The sequence below is a fragment of the Pseudomonas sp. MC6 genome (assembly GCF_054790575.1).
In genome coordinates this window covers 3,616,701-3,639,801 of record NZ_CP186504.1, presented here as the reverse complement: position 1 = coordinate 3,639,801, position 23,101 = coordinate 3,616,701, and the positions used below count along the sequence as shown (strand labels likewise).

Annotated in this window: 22 protein-coding genes and 1 pseudogene; 11 read left to right on the top strand and 12 right to left on the bottom strand. The window is 60.3% G+C overall.

Translation table 11 applies throughout. The features are described from left to right. Nucleotides 1-37: 37 nt before the first annotated feature. From ACOYXE_RS16305 to ACOYXE_RS16290, 4 genes are all read right to left on the bottom strand, one after another. On the bottom strand, nt 38-1,726 hold the full coding sequence (locus ACOYXE_RS16305) for an ATP-dependent DNA ligase (RefSeq protein WP_460926294.1): 1,689 nt from the start codon (nt 1,724-1,726) through the stop codon (nt 38-40). After that, nucleotides 1,723-2,757, bottom strand: coding sequence for a ligase-associated DNA damage response exonuclease (locus ACOYXE_RS16300; protein ID WP_460926293.1), 1,035 nt, complete (start codon nt 2,755-2,757; stop codon nt 1,723-1,725). The genes ACOYXE_RS16305 and ACOYXE_RS16300 overlap by 4 nt, the downstream gene beginning before the upstream one ends. A gap of 297 nt (nt 2,758-3,054) precedes the next feature. Further along, nucleotides 3,055-5,505, bottom strand: a complete 2,451-nt coding sequence (locus tag ACOYXE_RS16295) for a penicillin acylase family protein (RefSeq protein WP_460926292.1) — start codon at nt 5,503-5,505, stop codon at nt 3,055-3,057. 191 nt (nt 5,506-5,696) lie between these two features. Then, the gene (locus ACOYXE_RS16290; RefSeq protein ID WP_460926291.1) at nt 5,697-6,341 is read right to left on the bottom strand and encodes a glutathione binding-like protein; all 645 of its coding nucleotides are present in this window, start codon (nt 6,339-6,341) and stop codon (nt 5,697-5,699) included. 145 nt (nt 6,342-6,486) lie between these two features. On the opposite strand from ACOYXE_RS16290, the pseudogene ACOYXE_RS16285 reads away from it, so the two are divergent. Next, nucleotides 6,487-7,045 (top strand): annotated as a pseudogene (locus ACOYXE_RS16285) (cysteine hydrolase family protein). Between the two features lie 280 nt (nt 7,046-7,325). Here ACOYXE_RS16285 and ACOYXE_RS16280 read toward each other — a convergent pair. The 4 genes from ACOYXE_RS16280 to ACOYXE_RS16265 all read right to left on the bottom strand — a co-directional run bounded on the left by ACOYXE_RS16280 (nt 7,326) and on the right by ACOYXE_RS16265 (nt 9,121). Then, entirely contained in the window at nt 7,326-7,529 is a 204-nt protein-coding gene (locus ACOYXE_RS16280) for an SEC-C metal-binding domain-containing protein (RefSeq protein ID WP_003198420.1), read from the bottom strand. Further along, nucleotides 7,526-8,020, bottom strand: coding sequence for an LEA/WHy family protein (locus tag ACOYXE_RS16275; RefSeq protein WP_160056365.1), 495 nt, complete (start codon nt 8,018-8,020; stop codon nt 7,526-7,528). The genes ACOYXE_RS16280 and ACOYXE_RS16275 overlap by 4 nt, the downstream gene beginning before the upstream one ends. Nucleotides 8,021-8,142: 122 nt before the next feature. Beyond that, nucleotides 8,143-8,619 (bottom strand): YchJ family protein, encoded by a 477-nt coding sequence (locus ACOYXE_RS16270; RefSeq protein ID WP_160056367.1) that lies wholly within the window; start codon nt 8,617-8,619, stop codon nt 8,143-8,145. Between the two features lie 4 nt (nt 8,620-8,623). Further along, entirely contained in the window at nt 8,624-9,121 is a 498-nt protein-coding gene (locus ACOYXE_RS16265) for a DUF6231 family protein (RefSeq protein ID WP_460926290.1), read from the bottom strand. A 199-nt stretch (nt 9,122-9,320) separates the two neighbouring features. Between ACOYXE_RS16265 and ACOYXE_RS16260 the strand changes: the two genes are divergently transcribed. The 4 genes from ACOYXE_RS16260 to ACOYXE_RS16245 all read left to right on the top strand — a co-directional run bounded on the left by ACOYXE_RS16260 (nt 9,321) and on the right by ACOYXE_RS16245 (nt 12,026). Continuing rightward, nucleotides 9,321-10,016, top strand: coding sequence for an OmpA family protein (locus ACOYXE_RS16260; RefSeq protein WP_160056371.1), 696 nt, complete (start codon nt 9,321-9,323; stop codon nt 10,014-10,016). 91 nt (nt 10,017-10,107) lie between these two features. Next, a complete protein-coding gene (locus tag ACOYXE_RS16255; protein WP_160056373.1) occupies nt 10,108-10,830 on the top strand; it encodes an OmpA family protein in 723 nt (240 codons plus the stop codon). Between the two features lie 163 nt (nt 10,831-10,993). Continuing rightward, nucleotides 10,994-11,275, top strand: a complete 282-nt coding sequence (locus ACOYXE_RS16250; protein ID WP_077571401.1) for a DUF1145 domain-containing protein — start codon at nt 10,994-10,996, stop codon at nt 11,273-11,275. Then, nucleotides 11,268-12,026 carry a collagen-like protein gene (locus ACOYXE_RS16245; protein WP_160056375.1) on the top strand — a complete coding sequence of 253 codons (759 nt, stop codon included), beginning with the start codon at nt 11,268-11,270 and terminating at the stop codon, nt 12,024-12,026. The genes ACOYXE_RS16250 and ACOYXE_RS16245 overlap by 8 nt, the downstream gene beginning before the upstream one ends. A 170-nt stretch (nt 12,027-12,196) precedes the next feature. Here ACOYXE_RS16245 and ACOYXE_RS16240 read toward each other — a convergent pair whose 3' ends face one another. After that, a complete protein-coding gene (locus tag ACOYXE_RS16240) occupies nt 12,197-12,661 on the bottom strand; it encodes a CopD family protein (RefSeq protein ID WP_160056377.1) in 465 nt (154 codons plus the stop codon). Nucleotides 12,662-12,760: 99 nt separating this feature from the next. Here ACOYXE_RS16240 and dinG point away from each other — a divergent pair, with 99 nt between their 5' ends. From dinG to pdxH, 5 genes are all read left to right on the top strand, one after another. Beyond that, nucleotides 12,761-14,905, top strand: coding sequence for an ATP-dependent DNA helicase DinG (dinG, locus tag ACOYXE_RS16235; protein WP_102902682.1), 2,145 nt, complete (start codon nt 12,761-12,763; stop codon nt 14,903-14,905). A 95-nt stretch (nt 14,906-15,000) separates the two neighbouring features. Beyond that, nucleotides 15,001-17,481, top strand: a complete 2,481-nt coding sequence (locus ACOYXE_RS16230; RefSeq protein ID WP_405122202.1) for a beta-agarase — start codon at nt 15,001-15,003, stop codon at nt 17,479-17,481. Nucleotides 17,482-17,672: 191 nt separating this feature from the next. Further along, entirely contained in the window at nt 17,673-18,818 is a 1,146-nt protein-coding gene (locus tag ACOYXE_RS16225) for a serine hydrolase domain-containing protein (protein ID WP_160056381.1), read from the top strand. A 113-nt stretch (nt 18,819-18,931) separates the two neighbouring features. Next, on the top strand, nt 18,932-20,038 hold the full coding sequence (locus ACOYXE_RS16220; RefSeq protein WP_160056383.1) for an OmpA family protein: 1,107 nt from the start codon (nt 18,932-18,934) through the stop codon (nt 20,036-20,038). 23 nt (nt 20,039-20,061) lie between these two features. Continuing rightward, on the top strand, nt 20,062-20,709 hold the full coding sequence (gene pdxH, locus ACOYXE_RS16215) for a pyridoxamine 5'-phosphate oxidase (RefSeq protein ID WP_160056385.1): 648 nt from the start codon (nt 20,062-20,064) through the stop codon (nt 20,707-20,709). Between the two features lie 5 nt (nt 20,710-20,714). Here pdxH and ACOYXE_RS16210 read toward each other — a convergent pair whose 3' ends face one another. Then, complete coding sequence (locus ACOYXE_RS16210) at nt 20,715-20,951, bottom strand: hypothetical protein (RefSeq protein ID WP_160056387.1); 237 nt, start codon at nt 20,949-20,951, stop codon at nt 20,715-20,717. A gap of 180 nt (nt 20,952-21,131) precedes the next feature. Here ACOYXE_RS16210 and ACOYXE_RS16205 point away from each other — a divergent pair, with 180 nt between their 5' ends. Further along, a complete protein-coding gene (locus ACOYXE_RS16205; RefSeq protein WP_007918566.1) occupies nt 21,132-21,596 on the top strand; it encodes an outer membrane lipoprotein in 465 nt (154 codons plus the stop codon). Between the two features lie 60 nt (nt 21,597-21,656). Here the strand turns inward: ACOYXE_RS16205 and ACOYXE_RS16200 are convergent, their stop codons facing one another. Together ACOYXE_RS16200 and ACOYXE_RS16195 are read right to left on the bottom strand one after the other, a co-directional pair. After that, nucleotides 21,657-21,890, bottom strand: a complete 234-nt coding sequence (locus ACOYXE_RS16200) for a DUF7683 domain-containing protein (protein WP_277760930.1) — start codon at nt 21,888-21,890, stop codon at nt 21,657-21,659. After that, complete coding sequence (locus tag ACOYXE_RS16195) at nt 21,865-23,097, bottom strand: colicin E3/pyocin S6 family cytotoxin (RefSeq protein ID WP_460926288.1); 1,233 nt, start codon at nt 23,095-23,097, stop codon at nt 21,865-21,867. The genes ACOYXE_RS16200 and ACOYXE_RS16195 overlap by 26 nt, the downstream gene beginning before the upstream one ends. Nucleotides 23,098-23,101: the final 4 nt, after the last annotated feature.

The window sequence follows — 23,101 nt, the reverse complement described above, 5'->3', positions numbered from 1 at the left end:
TTTGTGGCCGCGTCATGTGTTGTGCCGGGAAAAGGGGTCAGGCCAGCAGGTCCTGCAAAGTGGCCAAGCTATCCGCTTCATCCACGGTCTTGTCCTGTCGCCAGCGCAGCATTCGCGGAAACCGCACGGCAATCCCGCTCTTGTGTCGGCGTGACAGGGCAATACCTTCGAAGCCCAGTTCAAACACCAGACTCGGCTTCACACTGCTGACCGGGCCAAATTTCTCCACCGTGGTCTTGCGCACAATGCTGTCGACCTGACGCATTTCCTCATCGGTCAGCCCCGAATACGCCTTGGCAAACGGCACCAGCGCGCGCTGACTCGAATCGGGCGGGCCGTCCCACACGGCAAAGGTGTAATCGCTGTACAGACTGGCCCGCCGGCCATGCCCGCGCTGGGCGTAAATCAGCACCGCATCGACGCTGAACGGATCGACTTTCCACTTCCACCAAACGCCCATGTCCTTGGTTCGCCCCACGCCATACAGCGAATCCCGCGCCTTGAGCATCATTCCCTCGACACCCAGTCGCCGCGAAGACTCGCGTTGGCGGGCGAGGTCGAACCAATCAGTGCCGGTCAGCACCGGTGAGGCCAGCAGCACCGGGCTGTTGCAGCGCGCAATGACCGCTTCCAGTTGCGCCCGACGTTTCGCTTGCGGCTGGTTGCGACAGTCTTCGCCCTGCCATTCGAGCAAGTCGTAGGCGAGTACCACCACCGGCACCTCTTCGAGGATTTTCTTGTCGAGAGTCTTGCGGCCAATGCGTTGTTGCAGCAGAGCGAAGGGCTGCACGGCCGGCGGCTCGGTCGATTGCGGATCGAATGCGTCTTCAGTGCGCGGATGCGTGCTTTTCCACACAACGATTTCGCCGTCGATCACCGTACCGTCGGGCAAGCCGTGTACCAGCACATCCAATTCGGGAAAACGCTCGGTCACCAGTTCTTCGCCCCGCGACCAGATCCACAGCCGGCCTTCACGCTTGACCACTTGTGCGCGGATGCCATCCCATTTCCATTCAATCTGCCAGTCGCTGGCCGAACCAATCAGGGCTTCGAATTCTTCCACCGGTTGCGACAAGGCATGGGCGAGGAAGAACGGGTACGGTTGACCGCCGCGCTGGGCATGTTCATCGCTGGATTCCGGGGCGATCAGTTTCAGGTAGCTGGCGGCGCTCGGTCGGTTCGACAGATCGGTGTAACCCACCAAACGCTGCGCCACGCGTTTGCTGTCCAGCCCGGCCATCGACGCCAAGGCACGGGTGACCAGCAGTTTCGAGACGCCAACGCGGAAACTGCCGGTGATCAGTTTGATGCACAGCATCAGGCTTGATCGATCCAGTTGCGCCCACAGGGCCGGCAGTTGTCGGCTTAAGAACTCCGGAGTTTCACCACGCAGCGGCAGCAGTTTTTCTTCGATCCATTCGGCGAGACCGGCGTCAGAGCTGTACCGGTTTTCCGCGAGCACCAGCGAAATGGTTTCCGCGAGGTCGCCGACTGCTTGATAGCTTTCCTCGAACAACCACGGCTCCAGGCCTGAAATCTCGACAGCCAGTTCGCGCAGGATTCTCACCGGCACCAGTTGCCGGGGGCGGCCACCGGAGAGAAAGTACACCGCCCACGCGGCGTCATGCGGTTCAGCCTGGGCGAAGTAAGTCTGCATCGCCGCCAGTTTGGCGTTGCTTGACGTGGTCGCGTCGAGTTCAGCGTACAACTCGGCGAATGCTTTCATGCGGGCATCTCGGCGATGGTCGGTTCGGTGGCGAGGTTTTCTTCTTCGTCATCGCCGTATTCGGTGTTGAAGCCCTGGGCATCCAGACCCTGTTCGCGCAGATGCCGCACCAGCACGCCAATCGAGCCGTGGGTGACCATCACGCGTTCCGCGCCGGTCTGCTCGATGGCCCACAGCAGGCCGGGCCAGTCGGCGTGATCGGAGAGGACGAAACCGCGATCGACACCGCGCCGCCGGCGGGTGCCGCGCAAACGCATCCAGCCGCTGGCAAATGCGTCGCTGTACTCGCCAAATCGGCGCATCCAGGTGCTACCTCCTGCCGAGGGCGGGGCGATGACCAGTGCCTGACGCATGATCGGGTCGCTTTTCTTCACGTCTCCCGCGTAGATCGTCGGCGGCAGATACACGCCAGCGTCGCGATAGACACGGTTCAGCGGCTCGACCGCGCCGTGGCTGAGGATCGGGCCGAGGCTTTCGTCGATGCCATGGAGAATCCGCTGGGCTTTGCCAAACGAGTAGCAGAACAACACGCTGGCCTTGCCGGCGGCGATGTTGGCTGCCCACCACTGATTGATCTCGCCGAACACCTGCGCCTGCGGCTGCCAGCGATAGATCGGCAGGCCGAAGGTCGATTCGGTAATGAACGTGTGGCAGCGCACCGGTTCGAACGGGGCGCAGGTGCCGTCGGGTTCGATCTTGTAATCCCCTGACGCGACCCAGACTTCGCCGCCGTATTCCAAACGCACTTGCGCCGAACCGAGCACGTGACCGGCGGGATGAAAACTCAAGGTGACGCCGTGATGGGTCAGGCGTTGGCCGTAGGCGAGGGTTTGCAGATTGATGTCTTGCCCGAGTCGCGCGCGCAGAATCCCTTCGCTGGCGCTGCTGGACAGGTAATGCTGGTTGCCGGTGCGGGCGTGATCGCCGTGGGCATGGGTGATCACCGAGCGCTCGACGGGGCGCCAGGGGTCAATATAGAAATCCCCGGCGGGGCAATAGAGACCTTCGGGGCGGGCGATAACAAGGTCCATGTCGTTACCAGGAATGGGGGGCTTGTTAGCTATGAGGCTGGCGCGTGTCCGGAAGTTCTATCGACTTTGAAGAGCAACCCTCACCCCAGCCCTCTCCCAGAGGGAGAGGGGGCCGACCGAGGCGTCTGGCGAGTGACATCGACCTGAAAAACCGCGCCGATTATGGATTCGGCAACGCGCGAACCGAGTTAACTCCGGATTCGGTACAACTCCTTCAGGTCGGCGTAGACCTGCAGCAACCCCCAATCAGTCCCCTCTCCCTCAGGGAGAGGGTTAGGGGGGCTTTTGACGTTCAGCTTATTTGCCAGGAGTAAGGGTCAAACGAGTTTTGCCGTAGACCCGGTCAAAATTCTGCGGCTGCATCGGCAAACCGATGTACTGCCCCTTCAACCACGCATCAATGCCATTGAGGTAATGCGGACTCACCGGGTTCCCCGATTGCCCCGTACCGTTCTGCCCCATCAGTGGCTCAGCCTGGCCGAAGTCGACGATAAAGCGCATCGACGGCGCGCGCGAGGTTGTGAAGTCCTGACCCCAAGGGAACGCTGCAGTGTTCAACGTCGTGTGATCGCCACCGGCCGCCAGCGGCCCGCGCACGGTCTGGCCATTGCTGTTTTTCCACGTATAACTGTGCAACTTGCCCCACTGCCAGGCGCGGTGATCGCCGCCCAACTGACTGTCGCCAGCGTTGATCGCTGCGGCAAAGCTGCGGGCAAGAATCACCGCTTTGTCTTCTTTCTGCGGCGTGCGGATGTCGTCCCAGAACGGGCTGTCTTCACGCTCCAACAGATGATCGGCCTGCGCCGCGTAAGACAAATCACCATTGGCGATAAACGCTTTCCACGCCGGGCTCGATTCCGGGCCAAGCTCATCGAGGAAGATATGCTTCATGCTTTCCTGCAGGAACAACTCATAGATCGCCGCATCCGCCGAGGTCGGGCTGAGCTTGCCATCGAATGCCATCAACCGCGTGAACGCTTCGCGCGCCTTGCTGCGATCCGCTTCCGGCAAGGCATCGATCGCCTGTTTCAGCGGCTGCTTCATGCCTGGCGCGTCGAAGACTTTCTTCAACTTGGCGGCGAAGGTGGTGGTCTGGTCGTATTGCATGGCGATCACGCTGCGGCTGTCGTGTTTGCCGCTGCCAGCCAGCTCCGCCAGACGTTCGCCACGCTCCGGTGCGGCCCACGAGTTCGACAACTGCATGCCGTAACCGTGCGGGATCACGCGCTGGTTGGCGGTGCCGAGCCAGCCTTGCGCCGGGTCCTGATCGTACGGGTGCAGCATCGGGTCGGCGTAACCGTCCCAGTCATAACGACCTTCCCAGCCCGGCGACGGCAGCAAACCTTCGCCTTCTCGACGGTTGGGGAAGCGCCCGGTGACTTGCCAGCCAATATTGCTCGCATCAGCGAACACCAGATTCAGGGCGATGGCGCGGATTTCCCGGCTGGCATCCGAGGCACGTTCAACTGTTTGCGCACGGGTCAGGTCAAAAAACGCATCCAGCGACTTGTCGTCGGTGAAGCTCGGCGTTTGCAGGGCCAGACCGAAACCGCTGCCTTGCGCCGCTGCCTGGGCACTGTTGAGCAACGCGCCGTGGCGGGTTTCATAGACCGCTTCGCGTACCGGTCGCTGACCTTTGACGAAGTAGGTTTCGTTGCGCACGCCCAGCGGTTGCCATTTGCCGTTGACCTCATAGGTCAAACTGCTGCCCTGACGGCGGATTTTTTCCAGGAACAGATCCTGGTTGTCGCCGAGCACGCTGGTCATGCTCCACGCCACTTTGCCGTTGAAACCACCGAGGACCATCGGCAAACCGGCCACGGTAACGCCGGCGGCCTGATATTTCGGTGCGCGGATCTGCACAAAACTCCACAGCGACGGCGCGGCGAGCGGGCCATGGGCGTCGCTGGCCAGCAGGCTCTTGCCGCTGCGGCTGCGTTGCGGGGCGATCGCCCAGTTGTTTGAAGACGAGGTGCCGAGCAGGTTCAGCGCCGACAGTTGCTGGCTGGCGCTGCTCAGCTCGGTCAGCCCCGGGATCTGCCCGTTGAGCTTGAGGCCTTGCAGCTTGTCGGCCTCGGCCAGTGGCAGGTTCTCGTCGGGGGCGGACGGCGTCAGCCAGGCGAGTTTGTCGCTGGTGACGGTTTGCGCGAGCACCAGCGAGGAAATCTCTTCCGGCAGGTTGGCCGACTGGCTGAAATTCAGCAGGGCGAAAATCAGCGCCGAGTCTTCCGGTTTCCAGTACTCAGGCTTGTAGCCGCTGGAGGCGAGGTCGCCCGGCAACTTGTCGGCGTAGCGGAACAGGTAGGCGTTGACGCCCCGCGCATAGACTTCGAAGAAGCGCTTGAGGCGTGGCGACGAGGCTTTATACAGCTCGTCGGCGCTTTTCTTCAGATTGACCGCGCGCATGTAGCGGTCGGCATCGAGCATCGACGCGCCGGACATTTCCGCCAGACGGCCCTGAGCGAGCAGGCGCAGGGTGACCATCTGGTTGATGCGGTCGCTGGCGTGCACATAGCCGAGGCTGAACAGCGCGTCGTGGAAAGTATGACTTTCGATCAACGGCATGCCCATGGCATTGCGTCGTACCGACACGTTCTGCGCCAGGCCCTTGAGCGGTTGCACGCCGGAGGTCGGCGGGAGGGTGTCCTGAGCGTTCCAGGTCTGGCAACCGGACAGGCCCAAAACACCGGCCACTGCTGCGGCAACGCCGAACCGGGGAAGAAAATGAGTAAGGGCTGGCGAGGCCATGGCAAAGCTCCTGCGGGGGGTAGCGTCAGTAAAGGCGCTACGTTAGTGAGCAGGAGGTGGCCGCGCAAGCGGGGGCGGGGGTTATTTGCGTATTTCTGTCGAATGGAAAAGATCGCAGCCTGCGGCAGCTCCTGCATAAGCATGCATTCCCCTGTAGGAGCTGCCGAGGGCGGCGATCTTTTGCCGTTCAATCAAGCCTTCGGTGGATTGATTTTCTGCACCAACGCGTAGGCCTTCACTGTCGCCGGGCGATCCTTGATGTGGTTGAACCAGCGCTGCACATGCGGGAAGTCTTCGAGATTCTGGCTCTGCCATTTGTGCGAGACGATCCACGGATAAATCGCCATGTCGGCAATGCTGTACTCGTTGCCCGCAACGAATTCGTTCTCGGCCAACTGCTTGTTCAACACGCCGTACAACCGTGCGGTCTCGTCGATGTAGCGCTTGATCGCGTAGGGGATTTTCTCCGGGGCGAACTGGCTGAAGTGGTGATTCTGCCCGGCCATCGGCCCGAGGCCACCCATTTGCCAGAACAGCCATTGCAACGCCGTTTGCCGACCGCGCAGGTCTTTGGGCAGAAACTTCCCGGTCTTCTCCGCCAGATACAGCAGGATTGCCCCGGATTCGAACAGCGACAACGGCTCACCACCATCGGCAGGCGTGTGGTCGACGATGGCCGGGATACGGTTGTTCGGGGCGATTTTCAGAAAGTGCGGCTGGAACTGCTCACCTTGGCTGATGTTGATCGGGTGCACGTTGTACGGCAGGCCGGCTTCTTCGAGGAGCAGGGAGATCTTGTGGCCGTTGGGGGTGGTCCAGTAATACAGGTCGATCATGGAAAACTCCAAAGCTGAAATGGACTTGCGTGCGGACAGCAAACGCCGGCGTCAGGTCGTCCCGTGTGCGTTCGATAGCTTGCTTAACAGGAAGAGGTGATGCTGAACTGCGCAGAATTCAATGACCCGCGTGAGAAAAATCGCCATGGAGCTGCAGGCCAACGCTGCACTGATCATCATCGACCAGCAAAAAGGCATCCTCGAGCCGCGTTTGGGCCGAAGGAATAATCCGCAGGCGGAGGAGCGAATTCTTGATCTGCTGGGGCTGTGGCGGCGTAGCACAAGGCCGGTGATTCATGTGCAACATCTGTCGCGTGAACCGGATTCGGTGTTTTGGTCCGGAGCAGGAAGGGGTGGAGTTTCAGGAGAGGTTTTTGCCGCAGGACGGCGAATGGCTGATTCAGAAGCAGGTGCCGGATGCATTTTGTGCCACCGGATTAGAGGCGCGGTTGCGTGAGGCGGGCATCGGGCAGTTGGTCATCGTCGGCGTGGCGACCAATAACTCGGTTGAGTCGACAGCGCGCACGGCGGGGAATCTGGAGTTTGCGGCTTGGGTGGCGGAGGATGCGTGCTTCACCTTCGACAAGGCCGACTATTTCGGCACGTTGCGAACGGCTGAAGAGGTGCACGGGATGTCGCTGGGGAATTTACACGGGGAGTATGCGACGGTGGTCAGTGCTGCACAGATTCTGGTGGCCGGCTGAAATAACTTCGCCGTATACACCGGCCCCTTCGCGAGCAGGCTCGCTCCCACAAGGACCGCGGTGGGCACAAAACCTGTGACCGGCGCAGATCAAATGTAGGAGTGAGCCTGCTCGCGATAGCAGTCTGTCAGACGCCAACGATGTTGCATGTGCCGGCTCTTTCGCGAGCAGGCTCACTCCTACAGGGATTGCATTGCAACTGAAGGAACTCGATTGACTGTGGGAGCGAGCCTGCTCGCGAAGGCGGTGGGTCAGGCGAAGAGGGTCTTCGCCCCAGGCATCACGCCCCGTGGCACTTCTTGAATTTCTTGCCGTTGCCGCATGGGCAAGGGTCGTTGCGGCCGACGTCTTTCAGGGCGTTGCGCACCGGTTCCTGGTGGGCGTGGCCGCAGTTCGGGCCGTGAACATGGCCGTGGTCATGGTCGTGATGATGGTCATGATCGTGGTTGCAGTCAGGGCCATGGACATGAGGTTGCTGGGTCATCGGTGTTGCTCCGGAATTAAATCGGCGGGGATTATCACGCCATTGCGCTCAAGGTGCACGTAGTGGGCGATGAATAAACCGGTTTCCATTTCGCCCTGCAAACGATAGGGAATCTGCTGGTTCGGATTTTTCAGCATTTTCACCACGTCTTTTACCTTCGGCCAGAGGTTGGTGCGGATCGGCACTTTGAAATAGGCGCTGCGCTTGGGCCCGACGGTGAACCAGTGTTCATGCTCGCCCTCAGCCAGCAATATGTCCGCCAGATGAATGCGATATTCCAGCCCGCGCACGGTCAGGTCGCTGTCGTTGGGGTTGTCGATGCGAAAGTGCAGGATGAATTTCTGTTCGAGCAGTTTGGCGCGCACCACTTCGACTTTCACCAGATGCACGGCGGGGTCGACGCTGTCATCGCTGAACCACGACGCGCAACCGCCGAGGTTGAGGACCAGCATCAGAATGAAGCATTGGCAGGTGCGCCGACGACTTAGCATGGTTTAACTCCCTTTGCTGCCAGTCTAGACGCTAAAAGATCGCAGCCTTCGGCAGCTCCTACAGGGGAAACGCAAATCCTGTGTAGGAGCTGCCGCAGGCTGCGATCTTTTGATCTTCAACATCAGGCGCCGAAATACCCTGCACAGCACTTCTTGAACTTCTGCCCGCTGGCGCACGGGCAACTGTCATTGCGCCCCAATTTCAATTGCACCGTCGGATCAATGAAGTACCAACGCCCGGCATTCTGCACAAACGATGAGCGTTCGCGATGGCTGTGTTCACCCTGATCGTCGTGCCAGCGCGCAGTAAAGGTGACGAAGGCGTGCTCCGGCTGACCGCCAAAGACTTCCGAACTCTCCACCTCAAGGCCGAGCCAGGTACTCTGCGCGCTCCAGTTGCTGATCGACTGGCGATCCAGCCCCGTTTGCTGAGCGGGCAGGGTGGTCGCCACAAGGTAATCGATCAAACCCAGCACATACGCGCTATAGCGCGAACGCATCAAGGCTTCGGCGCACGGCGCCGGATGGCCGTCGTGATAATGGCCGCAGCAGGCCTCCAGCAGATTGCCGCTGCCGCAAGGACAAATGGCTGTACTCATTGCATTACCACCAGTATTTCCCGAAGTTTTCCGGATTGGCCCAGAACCGTGAATTGAGCCAGTCGGGGACTTGTTTGTAGTCAAGCAGATCGTAGGTGAACAGGGTCAGCACTTGATCGTCGCGTTGAAAACGTTCACTGGCTTGCAACGCCAGTGAATAGAAGTCGGTTTCCTGCCAGCCGCTGGCCGACAGGTCTGCCAGCACAGCGATGCGGTTGGCGTTGAGATTGCGAATCCCGCCCAACAGGTTCAGGCCGTCGCGCTTGGGCAAATGTTCCAGACAATCGACCACCAGCGCCAGATCGAAACGCTGTGCCGCCAGTTCGGCAGGCAGTGCGCCCGGCGCGGCATGGGCCACGACGGTGTCTGGATGTGCCTCTTTAAAGGCGCTCAGGGCTGGAAATTCGCTGGCGCCAATCAGCAGCAGACGCGCCGGGGCGTAGCGATCCAGCAAAGCGGCCAACGCCTGTTGCGGCGTGCGGGAAGAAATGGCGACGTTCATCAAAGCTCCTCAATCAGACCGCCAAGACTAGCCTGCCTGACGATGTCGGCAAAGTGCCCGGTTCCGCCAGTTACCGGCGATTGCGCCAAAGTCCTGTGAACACGGTCGCAAACAGGCATGGCCTATTGCTGGCGGAGATTAAAACTCCGGTCTTTACTCCCTGAATCGGTTTTAAGCCGATCCCTCAGGAGAAAACCAGATGAGCATAGTTCGGACAGCATTACCTTTGATTCTGCTAACCAGTGTGTTGACTGGTTGCGCAGGTTTGCAGAAAACCGACTGGCCGACCTGTGCGGCGGTCGGTGGTGTCGTCGGTGCCGGTCTCGGCGCAACCGAAAGTTCGGCATGGGCCGGCTACGGTGCGTTGCTGATCGGTGGCACGGCAGCGGCCTATTGCTGGGTTCACGGTGATGGCGACGAAGACGGCGATGGTGTGCCGGACAGTCGCGACAAGTGCCCGGGCACGCCTAAAGGCGTACAGGTCGACGCTGACGGTTGCCCTCCACCAACGCCTGCACCCGTGGTCGAAGAAGCTGTAGTGGTCAAGGAAGAAACCATTGTTATCCGTGATGTGCACTTCCAGTTCGACAAAGCCACGCTGACCGGCCCTGACAAGCAAGTGCTCGACAAGGTCGCCACCCGCCTGAAACAGGAATCCTCGACGGCGCAACTGACTGTGACCGGTCATACCGATAGTGTGGGCAGCGATGCCTACAACAAAAAACTGTCGGATCGTCGTGCGCACTCGGTGGTGGACTACCTGATCCAGCAAGGTGTGCCACGCGCCAGCTTCGTTTCGGTGTCCGGTCTGGGTGAAAGCCAGCCAGTGGCCGACAACAAAACAGCGGACGGTCGCGCGCAAAACCGTCGTACCGAAATCAAAATCCAGCGTTAAGCCCCTCTCGCATCCGCGCCTTGTGCAGTCGCGGATGCGGGTCTTTACTCCTGTGTAACCGGTATGGGCCGGTGACACAGGAGCTTTCACAATGACTGTTTTCTCAAGGTCCGTCTTGCCGGTGCTGCTGCTAGGCAGTTTGCTCACCGGTTGCGCCACCCACAGCGATGGCACTGCACCCCTCAATCAACGAACATGGCCGATCTGCAGCGTTATCGGCGGACTGGTCGGTGGCGGCCTCGGCGCTATCGAAAGCGCTGGCTGGGCCGGTGGCGGCGCAGCGCTGGGGATTCTTACCGGCGGACTGATCTGTTATGCCCAGGACGGCGATGAAGACGACGACGGCGTGTTCGACCGCCGCGACCGTTGCCCGGACACCCCGGAAAATACCCCGGTCGATCACCGTGGTTGCCCGCTGCCGCAGTACCCGGTCACAGAAAAAGTGCCGGAGCCCGCACCGCAAACTGAAGTCATCACCCTCAGCGATGCCGGCAACGTGTTGTTCGATTTCGACAAGTCCGATCTGACCCCGGCGGCGAAAGCCCAGCTCGATACGCTGATGGACAAGTTGCGCAATGCCGACGTGGTGAGCATCAAGGTTATCGGTCACACCGACAGCAAAGGATCGGATGCGTATAACCAGGCATTGTCGGAACGGCGTGCGAGCAGTGTCGCCGCTTATCTGCTGAGCCAGGGCCTCGCGCCGAACAAACTCACCAGTGAAGGACGTGGCGAGAGTGAGCCGGTTGCCGATAACGCCACCGATGAAGGCCGCGCGCAGAACCGTCGTGTGGAATTGCATATAAATCGTTAGGACGCGTCTGTAGGGCGCAGGCTAGAGCTGCCGGGCGATAATCATCGTCGTCCCGGCAGCCATTTGGCAGGCGATCGGGTTTTTTTCATTTATCCCTCTGGCTTATCCCCCGCAGAAGCCGTTACTGTGCGCCCAAAGAATAATTCGCAACACGGGGGAGCGTATGAAAGTGTTCTGGGGGCTGGGGCGGTTGTTGACCCTGCTGTTCTGCTGCGTGGTGCTGGCCAACCAACTGGTGCCTTTCGTACATCCGCTGCATCTGCTGGTCAATCTGGCCGGCGGTCTGTTGTTGCTGATCCATGTGTTCGAAGTGCTGCTGTGCAATCGCAGCCTCAAGGGGCGTGAGCACCCTTGGCGTGACCGTGGTCGCATCCTGTTGTTTGGCGTTTTCCACCTGCAAACCATCCCGGCCCCGGCCGCTCCGGAGGCTTCTTCCCATGCGTAAACTCTGCTTGCTCGCTGCATTTATCAGTCCGTTGGCCTGTGCCCAGGTGGTCAGTGTCGAAACCAATTCGCTGATGCGCTTGCCCAATACCACCAGCACCTTGCAGCTCGAACGTCTCGACGTCGCCGATTACGGCACCTTGCTGATTCCGGCCAACGTGACCGAATTGACCGTGGGCGAATTGCGTCTTGGCCATGAAGCTCGCATTGCGATCGTTCCGGCTGAACAGGCGCTGGAATTGAAAGTGGCCCGCGCCGAACTCAGTGAAGGCAGCCAGATCACCGCGCGCGGGGCGCCGGGGACTTATGAAAAAGCCGCCCGTGCGGGGCGCAATCTGAATCTGCAATTCAAGGCGTTGAACGCGCCGCAACTGTTGGTCGATGCCCGTGGCGGCACCGGCGCACCGGGTTTTGTTGGCCTGGATGGCGGCAACGGTGAAGACCCGGGCTGTACTTATGGCTCGGCCGGGCACGGTTTTGATGGCAGTAACGGCAGCGACGGCCAACCGGGCGCACCGGGTGCGCTGGTGCGTCTTGAAGTGCCGCGCGAGTTTCCGGCCGAACTGATCAAGGTCAATGTGGCGGGCGGCAACGGTGGCCCGGCGGGTGTTGGTGGCAAGGCCGGGAAGGGCGGCCAGTCCAAGGGCTGCCTGGTGTATCGCGCCGATGGCGGCAAGAATGGTAAGGCCGGGGCGGATGGCCAGCCCGGGCCGGTGGGGGCGGCGGGTGCTGTGACTGTGCAGCGCCTGTAAAGGCAGACCCCCTACCTAACCCTCTCCCTGAGGGAGAGGGGGCCGACCGTGTCGATTATGGATTCAAAGCTAATCCTTCAGGTCGGCGTAACTCTTCAATATCCCCCATTCAGTCCCCTCTCCCTCCGGGAGAGGGCTAGGGTGAGGGGCTTTTGATCTTTACCCCATCTTCAGATCATCGGCCTCGCCGCCGCAACCGCCACCAGCAGCAACCCGACAATCAGATTAAGCCCCACCACCCGGCGAATCCGCCCCAGCACCGCCGCACCCGCCGGCCAGTCCTTCGCGTCCACCGCTTTACGCAGCTCCGGCAGCATCAGCCCCTGAATCCGGATAAACAACGCCGTCATCACCACATACAAGCCCATCATCACCTGCACATACTTCGGCGCGGTCTCAAAGCCGACCTGCTGCAGATGCAACATGCTCACGCCGCTGATCGGCAACAGGATCACCGCGACCCAGACCCAGCGAAAAAAACCTTGAAACACTTCCACCCACAAAGTCAGTCGGGCAGGGCCGTCGAGGGCCTTCACAGCCGCCGGGCGCAGGACCATCCAGGCGAAAAACATGCCGCCGACCCAGACCAGGGCGGACAGGACATGCAGGGGATAAACGAGGCTAAAAGGTGTCATTGGGGCACTCCGTTCTGCGCGGGATTAATTAGCGGGGTATGATAGCCGCCATCCGAAACCACTGAAAATTTATCCAGCGTTTTTTGCGCCCGACAATCCATGATCAGCACTGAACTCAAAACCACGATCCAGGGCGCCTATTCGCGTTTTCTAGAGGCCAAGAGCCTCAAGCCGCGTTATGGCCAGCGCCTGATGATCGCTGAAATCGCGAAAGTCCTCGGGGATATCGACACCGACGACGAAGGCCGGCGCAGTGGCGACCCCGCGATTGTCGCGGTGGAAGCCGGCACCGGTACCGGCAAGACCGTGGCCTACAGCATGGCGGCGATCCCCACGGCCAAAGCCGCCGGCAAACGTTTGGTCATCGCCACCGCGACCGTCGCCCTGCAAGAGCAGATCGTCTACAAGGATTTGCCCGACCTGATGCGCAACAGTGGGCTGAACTTCAGCTTTGCCCTGGCCAAGGGCCGTGGCCGCTACATGTGCCTGTCCAAGCTCGACATGTTGCTGCAGGAAGGCCACGCGCAGACCGCCACCGCCCAGCTGTTCGAAGAAGAAGGCTTCAAGATCGAGGTCGATGAGGCCAGTCAGAAGCTGTTCACCAGCATGATCGAGAAGCTTGCCGGCAATAAATGGGACGGCGACCGCGACAGCTGGCCGAATGCGCTGGAAGACGCCGACTGGGCGCGCCTGACCACCGATCACAGCCAGTGCACCAATCGTCATTGCCCGAACTTCGGCCAGTGCGCCTTCTACAAGGCCCGCGAAGGCATGGGCAAGGTTGACGTGATCGTCACCAACCACGACATGGTCCTGGCTGACTTGGCCTTGGGCGGCGGCGCTGTGCTGCCGGACCCGCGTGACACTATTTACGTGTTCGACGAAGGTCACCACCTGCCGGACAAGGCGATCGGCCACTTTGCCCACTACACGCGCTTGCGCTCCACCGCCGACTGGCTGGAAACCACGGCGAAAAACCTGACCAAGCTGCTGGCCCAGCATCCGCTGCCGGGCGACCTTGGCAAGTTGATCGAGCAAGTGCCGGAGCTGGCGCGCGAGATCAAGGCACAGCAACAGTTCATGTTCAGCGCCTGCGAGCAGGTCGCCGACTTCAAACCCGGCGAAGACGTCGAGGGCCGTGAACGTCCGCGGCATCGTTTTGTCGCCGGGGTGATTCCCGAGCACATGCGCGAAATGGGCATCGAGCTGAAGAAGGGCTTTTCGCGCCTCAACGATCTGTTCACCCGTCTGACCGACCTGCTCAAGGAAGGTATGGACGGTGAGGTCAACATCGGCATCGCCAGCAATCAGGCCGAAGAGTGGTATCCGCTGTTTGGCAGCCTGTTGTCCCGCGCTTCGGGCAACTGGGAACTGTGGACGGCATTCACCGCCGAAGACCCGGAAGACAGCCCGCCGATGGCGCGCTGGCTGACCCTCGCCGAAAGCGGTTCGCTGTTCGACATTGAGGTCAATGCCAGCCCGATTCTGGCGGCGGAAACCTTGCGTCGTAGTCTGTGGAACGTCGCGTATGGTTGCCTCGTAACGTCGGCGACGCTGACCGCGCTGGGCACCTTTGACCGTTTCCGCATGCGCGCCGGTCTGCCGAAAAAAGCCGTCACCGCTGTGGTGCCGAGCCCGTTCCATCACGCCGATGCCGGCGTGCTGCGCGTGCCGGATCTGAAAGCCGACCCGCGCGATGCCGCCGCACACACGGCGGCGATCATCCGTGAGTTGCCGGACCTGGTCGAAGGCTCGCGCGGTACGCTGGTGCTGTTCTCCTCGCGCAAACAGATGCAGGACGTGTTCGACGGTCTTGACCGCGACTGGCGCAAGCAGGTGTTCATTCAAGGCAACCTGTCGAAACAGGAAACCCTGAACAAGCACAAGGCGCGAGTCGATGGCGGTGATTCCAGTGTGCTGTTCGGTCTCGCCAGTTTCGCCGAAGGCGTCGACTTGCCGGGGGCCTACTGCGAGCACGTGGTGATCGCCAAGATCCCGTTCTCGGTGCCCGACGATCCGGTCGAAGCGGCACTGTCGGAATGGATCGAAGCCCGTGGTGGCAATCCGTTCATGGAAATCTCCGTGCCCGATGCTTCGCTGAAGCTGGTTCAGGCCTGCGGGCGTCTGCTGCGTACCGAAGAAGATCGCGGCACCATCACTTTGCTGGATCGGCGCCTGGTCACCCAGCGCTACGGCAAGGCGATCCTCAATGCGTTGCCTCCTTTCCGTCGTGAAATATCCTGAGACAACGGTGGGCAGTTTTGCCCACCGTGTTGTCTATCTCTCTGCCATCGCTTTTCCATTGGCCATTGTTGGTCGTTAGGGAGAACTCCGTTCTTATGATCCGCCGTTCGTTGCCTGCCGTATTTGCCTTGATCTTCGCCACGCCGCTGTTCGCGGCGCCTGCGGGTCAGCAGACCCTGTTCAACTTTGTCCGTCCTGCCGACGTGGTGAAAATCGCCACCGAAAACGCTGATCTGCCGCAAGCCAACGCGGAGCAAACGGCTGAGGGCGAAGTGCTGCGGCGGGTGACATTCAACCCGGTGGCCCGTCCGACCTTGCGTCTGACGCCGCAGACCGGCGCGTGGGACTGGTCGCAGTCCGGGATGATGACCCTGCGGTTGCAGAGCGCAATGGACTGGGCTGTGACGGTCTACGTGCAAATCCAGAGCAACGACGGTCGCACACTGGTCAGCCGCGTCGATCTGCCGGCAGGTCCTGCGCAAACCCTGTTGGTGCCGCTGGTCGCATCGTCACCGTTGAGTCTTGGCATGAAAGCCGGGCCACCCATGCCAATGACGGTCGATGGTCAGCGGATCCTGCTGGCCAGCAGCAGCGGTGAGATTGATCGCAGCCAAGTGGTTTCGGTTAGCTTGTCTTTGGATCAGCCGAAAGTCGCGCAGAGCTTGCTGCTCGAACGCTTCGGTGTGCAGGATGGCGAGTCGGTCACCCAGGCGGTGTACGGCAATCTGGTCGATGCGTACGGGCAGTCGACCCGCAGCAAGTGGCCGGAAAAGATCAGCAACGACGAGCAACTGAAATCCGCCGCCGCCAAGGAACAGCAACAACTGAAAACCTGGTTGGCCGAGCGTGAAAAGTCCTCGCTGGACAAGTTTGGCGGCTGGAACAAAGGCCCGGTGTTCAAGGCCAGCGGTTTCTTCCGAACTGAAAAGCGTGATGGCCGCTGGTATCTGGTCACACCTGAAGGGCACCCGTTTTACTCGTTGGGTGTGAACACCGTCAGCCCGCAGGTCAACCAGACTTACGTGGCCGGTCGTGAGTACATGTTCGAATCCTTGCCCAAAGCGGATGAGCCCTTGGCCAGTCACTTTGGCGAAGGTGACAACCGTGGCGGAAATGGTGTCGATCAGGGCCGGGGTTATGGCAACGGGCGCTGGTACGACTTCTACGGCGCCAACCTGCAGCGCGTCTACGGTGAACCGTGCAAAGCCGACAGTGATAACAAATCAGGGGTAGCAGAAGCAGCCAAGTCTGCCGCTGCCGAAACGGCAGCCGTGAAAGCGGCAGAGCCTGTGTCTGTACCTGCGGAGCCGAAGTCCGGTGTCGCTGAAGCAGCCAAGACTGAAACCGTACAAGCAACGACAGAAAAGGCTGCCGAGCCGTGCAAGGCCACTGTCGATGAGCAACAGTGGGCCAGCCACACGTTTGATCGTCTGCAAGCCTGGGGCTTCAACACGGTCGGCAACTGGAGTGCCGATTCGCTGACTGAAGCCGAGCGCGTGCCGTACACCTTGCCGCTGTCGATCGTCGGCGACTACACCAGCATCAGCACCGGCAGCGACTGGTGGGGTGGTATGCCGGATCCGTTTGATCCGCGTTTCGCCATGGCCACCGAGCGCGCTGTCGCCATCGCCGCCCGCGATCACCGCGACGATCCGTGGCTGATCGGCTATTACGCCGACAACGAACTGGCATGGGCCGGCCCCGGTGATGATCCGAAATCCCGCTATGCGCTGGCCTATGGCACGTTGAAAATGACCACGGACGTACCGGCCAAGCGTGCGTTCCTCAAGCAGTTGCGCGACAAGTATCGCAATCAGGCGGGGCTGTCGAAGGCCTGGGGCATCGATCTGCCGGCGTGGGAGTTGATGGAGGATCCGGGTTTCGTGCCACCGCTGCCGAATCCCGAGCATCCGGAAATCGAGGCGGACTTCAAATATTTCCAGAAGGTTTTCGCCGACACTTACTTCAAAACCATTTCCGACTCGCTGAAATGGCACGCACCCAACCAGTTGCTGCTTGGCGGCCGTTTTGCCATCAGTACCCCGGAAGCCGTGGCCTCTTGCGCGCAGTATTGCGATGTACTGAGCTTCAACATGTACACGCTGAAACCGCAGGACGGCTATGACTTTACCGCGCTGGGCGCTTTGGACAAACCGGTACTGATCACCGAATTCAACTTCGGCTCAGCGGATCGTGGCCCGTTCTGGGGCGGCGTCACGCCAGTGGCCAGGGAAGAAGATCGCGGCCCGGCGTATGCCAATTTCCTTAAACAGGCCTTGAACGAACCATCGATTGTCGGCGTGCATTGGTTCCAGTATCTGGATCAACCGGTGACCGGGCGTCTGCTTGATGGCGAGAATGGTCACTTTGGCCTGGTGGGCGTGACGGATCTGCCGTATCAGGGCTTTGTCGAAACCGTGCGCAAGAGCAATTTGCAGGCAATTGATCAGCTTGGCAAAGAGGCAGAGAAAGCGGCCGCCGCGGCGGGGCATGAGGCTGAAGGCGGGCGCAAAGGCGAGGCCGGTAAAGGGCCGGGGGCTGGACATGCCGGTGGTCATTCCGGCAATGGTCACTGACCTTTGATGCTCTAAAAAGATCGCAGCCTGCGGCAGCTCCTACATGGGAACGCATTTCTCTGTAGGAGCTGCCGCAGGCTGCGATCTTTTGACTTGGCTTTTAACCGTCCGGCCCGCAGCTGTTCCCAAATCCCTCTAGGGCTGGAACAATGCGGGCCACTTTGTAGAGCGTTTTCGCGGGGGAGTTGCGGGTGCAGATTCAGGGACATTACGAGCTTCAATTCGAAGCGGTGCGCGAAGCCTTTGCCGCACTGTTCGACGATCCCCAGGAACGCGGCGCAGCCCTGTGCATCAAGGTCGGTGGAGAAACCGTCCTTGATCTCTGGTCCGGCACTGCCGACAAGGACGGCGCTGAAGCCTGGCACAGCGACACCATCGCCAACCTGTTCTCTTGCACCAAAACCTTCACCGCCGTCACCGCGCTGCAACTGGTCGGTGAAGGCAAGCTGCAACTGGACGCCCCGGTCGCCCGCTACTGGCCGGAATTCGCCGCCGCCGGCAAAGAATCCATCACCCTGCGCCAATTGCTCTGCCACCAGGCCGGTCTGCCGGCACTGCGTGAATTGCTTGCGCCGGAAGCGTTGTATGACTGGCAAACCATGGTCGATGCCCTCGCCGCCGAAGCTCCGTGGTGGACGCCGGGCACTGGCCACGGTTATGCCGCGATCACTTACGGTTGGCTGATCGGTGAGTTACTGCGCCGCGCTGACGGTCGTGGGCCGGGCGAATCCATCGTCGCTCGGGTGGCCAAGCCTCTAGGGCTGGATTTCCACGTCGGTCTGGCTGACGAAGAATTCCATCGCGTGGCACACATCGCTCGCGGCAAGGGCAATGCCGGTGACGCCGCCGCGCAACGCCTGCTGCAGGTGACCATGCGCGAGCCAACGGCCATGACCACCCGCGCTTTTACCAACCCACCTTCAGTGCTCACCAGCACCAATAAACCGGAATGGCGGCGCATGCAGCAACCGGCGGCCAATGGCCACGGCAATGCACGCAGTCTGGCCGGTTTCTACGCGGGCCTGCTCGACGGCAGTCTGCTTGAAAGCGACATGCTTGAAGAGCTGACCCGCGAACACAGCCTCGGCGAAGACAAGACTTTGCTGACCCGGACTCGTTTTGGCCTCGGCTGCATGCTTGATCAGCCGGACGTGCCTAATGCCACTTATGGCCTCGGCCCCAAGGCGTTTGGCCATCCGGGCGCGGGCGGCTCCATCGGTTTCGCTGATCCTGAGCATGATGTCGCCTTCGGTTTTGTGACAAATACCCTTGGGCCGTACGTCTTGATGGATCCGCGCGCGCAGAAGCTCGCGCGGGTGCTTGCCACTTGTCTGTAAAGTTTCATCCGAGGTCCCAGGGTCGGAACCTCAAGCGGTTTTTCGTTTCAAAACGGCTGTTTATCCGGGCGAAAGTGCTCTGATTTTTCATTACTTCATTTTGTGGATTTTCAATGTCATCTAAAAAGACCCTCGCCCTGGCCCTGTGTGTAGCGATCACCGGTTGTGCACAGACCCCGAAAAATGATGCGGACGGCGGCAGTTGGTGGCCGTTCGGCTCTTCCGACAAAGTGGCGGCCAAGGAGCCAGTACCGGCTCCAGCCCCTCTGAAACCTGCAGCCACCGCACCTGTGGCCAAAACTGAAAGCAGCAGCCCGTGGTACTGGCCGTTCGGTTCCGATGATGAAACGGTCAAAGCGGATATGAAGGCAGAAGTCGCCCCGGAAGCGAAAAAACCGGCGACCGTGGCCAAAGCTGAAGCAGACGCAGGTGGCAAATGGTGGTGGCCGTTTGGCGGCAAGGATCAGCCAACCACGAAGGCTGTGCCGATGCCGGATCCGAAAGTCACCCAGGCCTGGCTTGACGACTACGAGCCGCGCCTGCGTGAAGCGGTCAAGGACAGCAATCTGCAACTCGAACGCCGTGAAAACGTGCTGGTCGTGACGGCACCGGTCGAAGGCTCGTTCAACCCGGATCGTCCTGCCATGCTGCTACCGGTCACCCTCGGCCCGTTCACCCGTGTGGCGAAAATCCTCGAAGCCGACCCGAAAACTGCCGTGCTGGTCCTTGGCCACAGCGATTCCAGTGGTGCGGCGCCTGCCAACATCAAACTGAGCCAGGAACGTGCCCAGTCCATTGCGGCGATCTTCCGTCTCAGCGGCTTGCAGCGTGATCGCCTCATGCTGCGCGGCATGGGTTCCGAAGCACCGCGCGCCGCCAACGACAGCGTTGAAGGTCGTGCCCTGAACCGTCGTGTCGAACTGCTGGTGACCCCGCAGAACACCATGGTTGCGCTGCTGAGCAAGTACAACATGCCCGCGCCGAAGCCGGTGACCATGGTCGCGGCGCAAGACGTCAAGCCTGCCGCCAAGCCGGTCACCCCGGCCCCAGCCGCGAAGAAAGCTGCTGTGCCAGCGACCAAAAAGGCTCCGGTGAAAAAAGCTGCCGCCAAGGCGCCGGCTAAAAAGGCCCCGGCCAAGGCCCCAGCTAAAAAGACTGCTCCAGCCAAAGCCGCCGCGACCGACAAGAAAGTCGCCGCGACCGATGCCACCAAGAAGTGATCCGCTAACGAAAGGAATGCGCCATGACCCAGGCTCTGGCAGATATGCGTCGTGATTACACCCGGGATGGTCTGACCGAGGCGCAAGCCCCGGCCGAGCCGTTTGCGTTGTTCCACCAGTGGTTCGCCGACGCGGTGAAAACCGAACAGGCGCCAGTGGAAGCCAACGCCATGACCCTGGCCACGGTCGACCAGGATGGGCGACCGCACTGCCGCATTCTGCTGCTCAAGGGCCTGGACGAGCAGGGCTTCACCTTCTTCACCAACTATGACAGCGCTAAGGGCCAGCATCTGGCGGCCAACCCGTTCGCCGCCATGACCTTCTTCTGGCCCACCCTCGAGCGCCAAGTGCGCATCGAAGGGCGGGTAGTGAAGGTTACGCCCGCGGAGTCGGATGCGTATTATCAGGTGCGTCCGCTGGGCAGCCGTCTCGGTGCCTGGGCATCCCCGCAGAGCCGGGTGATCAACGGGCGCGGTGAGCTGGAAGATTTGCTCAAGGCCACCGAGCAGCGTTTCTCCGACACGCAACCCGACTGCCCGCAACACTGGGGTGGTTACCGTTTGTTGCCTGAGCGCATCGAGTTCTGGCAGGGCCGTTCGAGCCGTCTGCACGATCGCCTCAACTACCGTGTGCAGGGCGCCGACTGGATTCTTGAACGTCTGGCACCCTGAGCAGTCTACCGAGCGGGATAGCCTGCCGCAGCGGCCTCCAGCCACTTCGGCAGATCCCGGCGCTTGATCTTCTGCGCCTGAGCGCGAGCCAGCTGTTCGAGCATGAAGGCACGTTTGTCCTCGTTCTTGCCGGCCAATGACAGCGCCAGATCGCGATCCATCCAGCGCTTGATCCGCACGTACAACCACCAATGGAAGTACAAACCGGCGGCAGTGGTGACGACGATGATGAAGTAATCCATGAAAATCCTTGGTGTCGGTGGCGCAGATTCGGCAATTTGGCGCTACTGTAGGGGCTATGTCAGGGAGAGCGTGCAGGCGTCTGTACCGCGCCTGAATGAAAGCCAATTTATCCGGGCTGCGTCGTGACAGGCGTCAAGCAGCGGAGTTTAATGACTATATGTTTTTTTGGAGTTGATGCTATGCGTAAGTCTGTTCTGCTGGTTGCTTCCTTTTCCACGATGGCGATGTTGCTTACCGGCTGCCAATCGAGCCTGACCGGTGACTCCTACTCCCGTGACGAAGCGCGTCGCGTGCAGACGATTCGCATGGGCACCATCGAATCCCTGCGTCCGGTGAAAATCGAAGGCACCAAAACCCCTATCGGCGGCCTCGCTGGTGCAGCGGTCGGCGGCGTCGGCGGCAGCGCCATCGGCGGCGGCAAGGGCAGCATCGTTGCTGCGGTCATCGGTGCGGTGGCGGGTGGTCTGATCGGTTCGGCGACCGAAGAAGGTCTGACCCGTACTCAAGGTGTGGAAATCACCGTGCGTGAAGACGATGGCAGCATGCGTGCCTATGTGCAGCAGGTTCAGGAGAATGAAGTGTTCCGCGTTGGCGAACGCGTGCGCATCTCCACCGTCGGCGGGACCAGCCGCGTTTCGCACTAAGCGGGATGTAGGGTTAAAAAAAACCCGATCAGGTGACTGGTCGGGTTTTTTTAATGCGTTTCAACGTCCATTGCACGTCAGTTGGAAGTAATAGCGCGGATCTTCGATGGACTTTTGAATCAGCGCCTCAATGGCTTTGATCTGTTGCTGATTCAGGTCGTAGCCTTCCCAACCTTGCTGCTCTGTTTTCCAACCCATGATCGATTTGAGTTGCTCGGTACAATTCTCGGGCAGTTCAATTACTGATGTTTGGAAGTCAGTTTTTTTGTCAAAAGCTTCTACTAAGAATCTCAAGGCTCAATACTCCTTTTCCTGCCTTTTTTCGATTTTTGTTCTTTTTTGTAGACGTTGGCTCGCCAGTGTTTGGATCGAACTCGCCAATGTGTTTGCCTCTGGCGTCATACTTTTCTATAGCGCCATGCATCGAATCCCATTCAAGAATAAGACCTTTAGCGGTTTTCCATCTTTTGCGTTTCGCGCCGCCCCCTTGAACAGCTGTTTTGCGTCCCACAACTTTCGCATCAGGGAAGGCTGGCAAGAAATCAGGCGGCGGATGGTACTCGTGATCCCCTGCTCGGGAATTGATTACGATATATACCGGCTGAACTAACGAACCTGGTGGAAAAACCAGAATAAAGTCTCGGTACTCCGGCGGATAAACCGGATTCACCAGAATCCCATCCGCCACTTTCGTCGGCGGATAAACCCAGATGTGCGGTGCCTGCGGTGCAGTCTCCAGCGCGGGAATACCAAGGATGTCGGAGCCATCCACAGCAGGCGTCCAGATAAGTTCTACGCCTTCACCCAAGTCAGCAATGAACTGGCTGTCACGCAACTTGAACTGCACGACATCAACCATTTCCCAATCGCGATTCTTGCCGGTGTAGAAGCCGTAGCCCTTCAGGCTGCCGTCGGCCTGTTGTTCGACCCTCAGCCGAACACGCGTTCGCGCCTGATCAAGTCCACGCAGTTGCTCGTCGGTATAGAGCGCGCTGTCGCCAAGGCTCGATGGCATGAACAGCGCAACCAAACCAACCAAAGGCGCAACAGCCGCACTAGATACAGCAGCGGGCAGTGCTTCAAACACCGATCCCGCCAGAGCCAGACTGCCAAATCCAACTGGAATAGCAGTTGCACCGATTTTCTTGAGAGGAACTGCGCCGCTCTCATCGGCTTCACGCGCGTCCAGCAGGATCAGCTCGCCGTAATCCTTCAGGCTGTCGGTCGGCACCATCCCCGCAGGATTGGAGTAATCGATAATCGCATCCGGCAATTTGCAGGATTTGGCGAATACGCAGCCGGCACGAACGGGCTCGGCTTTTTTGACCGCCACTTCACGGCTGCGCTCGAACGCTTCTTGTCGCGCCAGCATGGCGTCGTAAGCGTTTTGTCTGGCATCGCGCTCGGCCAGTTCACTGGCTGTCATGTAGCGGTAAGTGACGTGATGCCCGTCGCCTTGCGGTGGGTTTTGAACCCGGGGAATGCCCTTGTTGCCAGCCACTGAT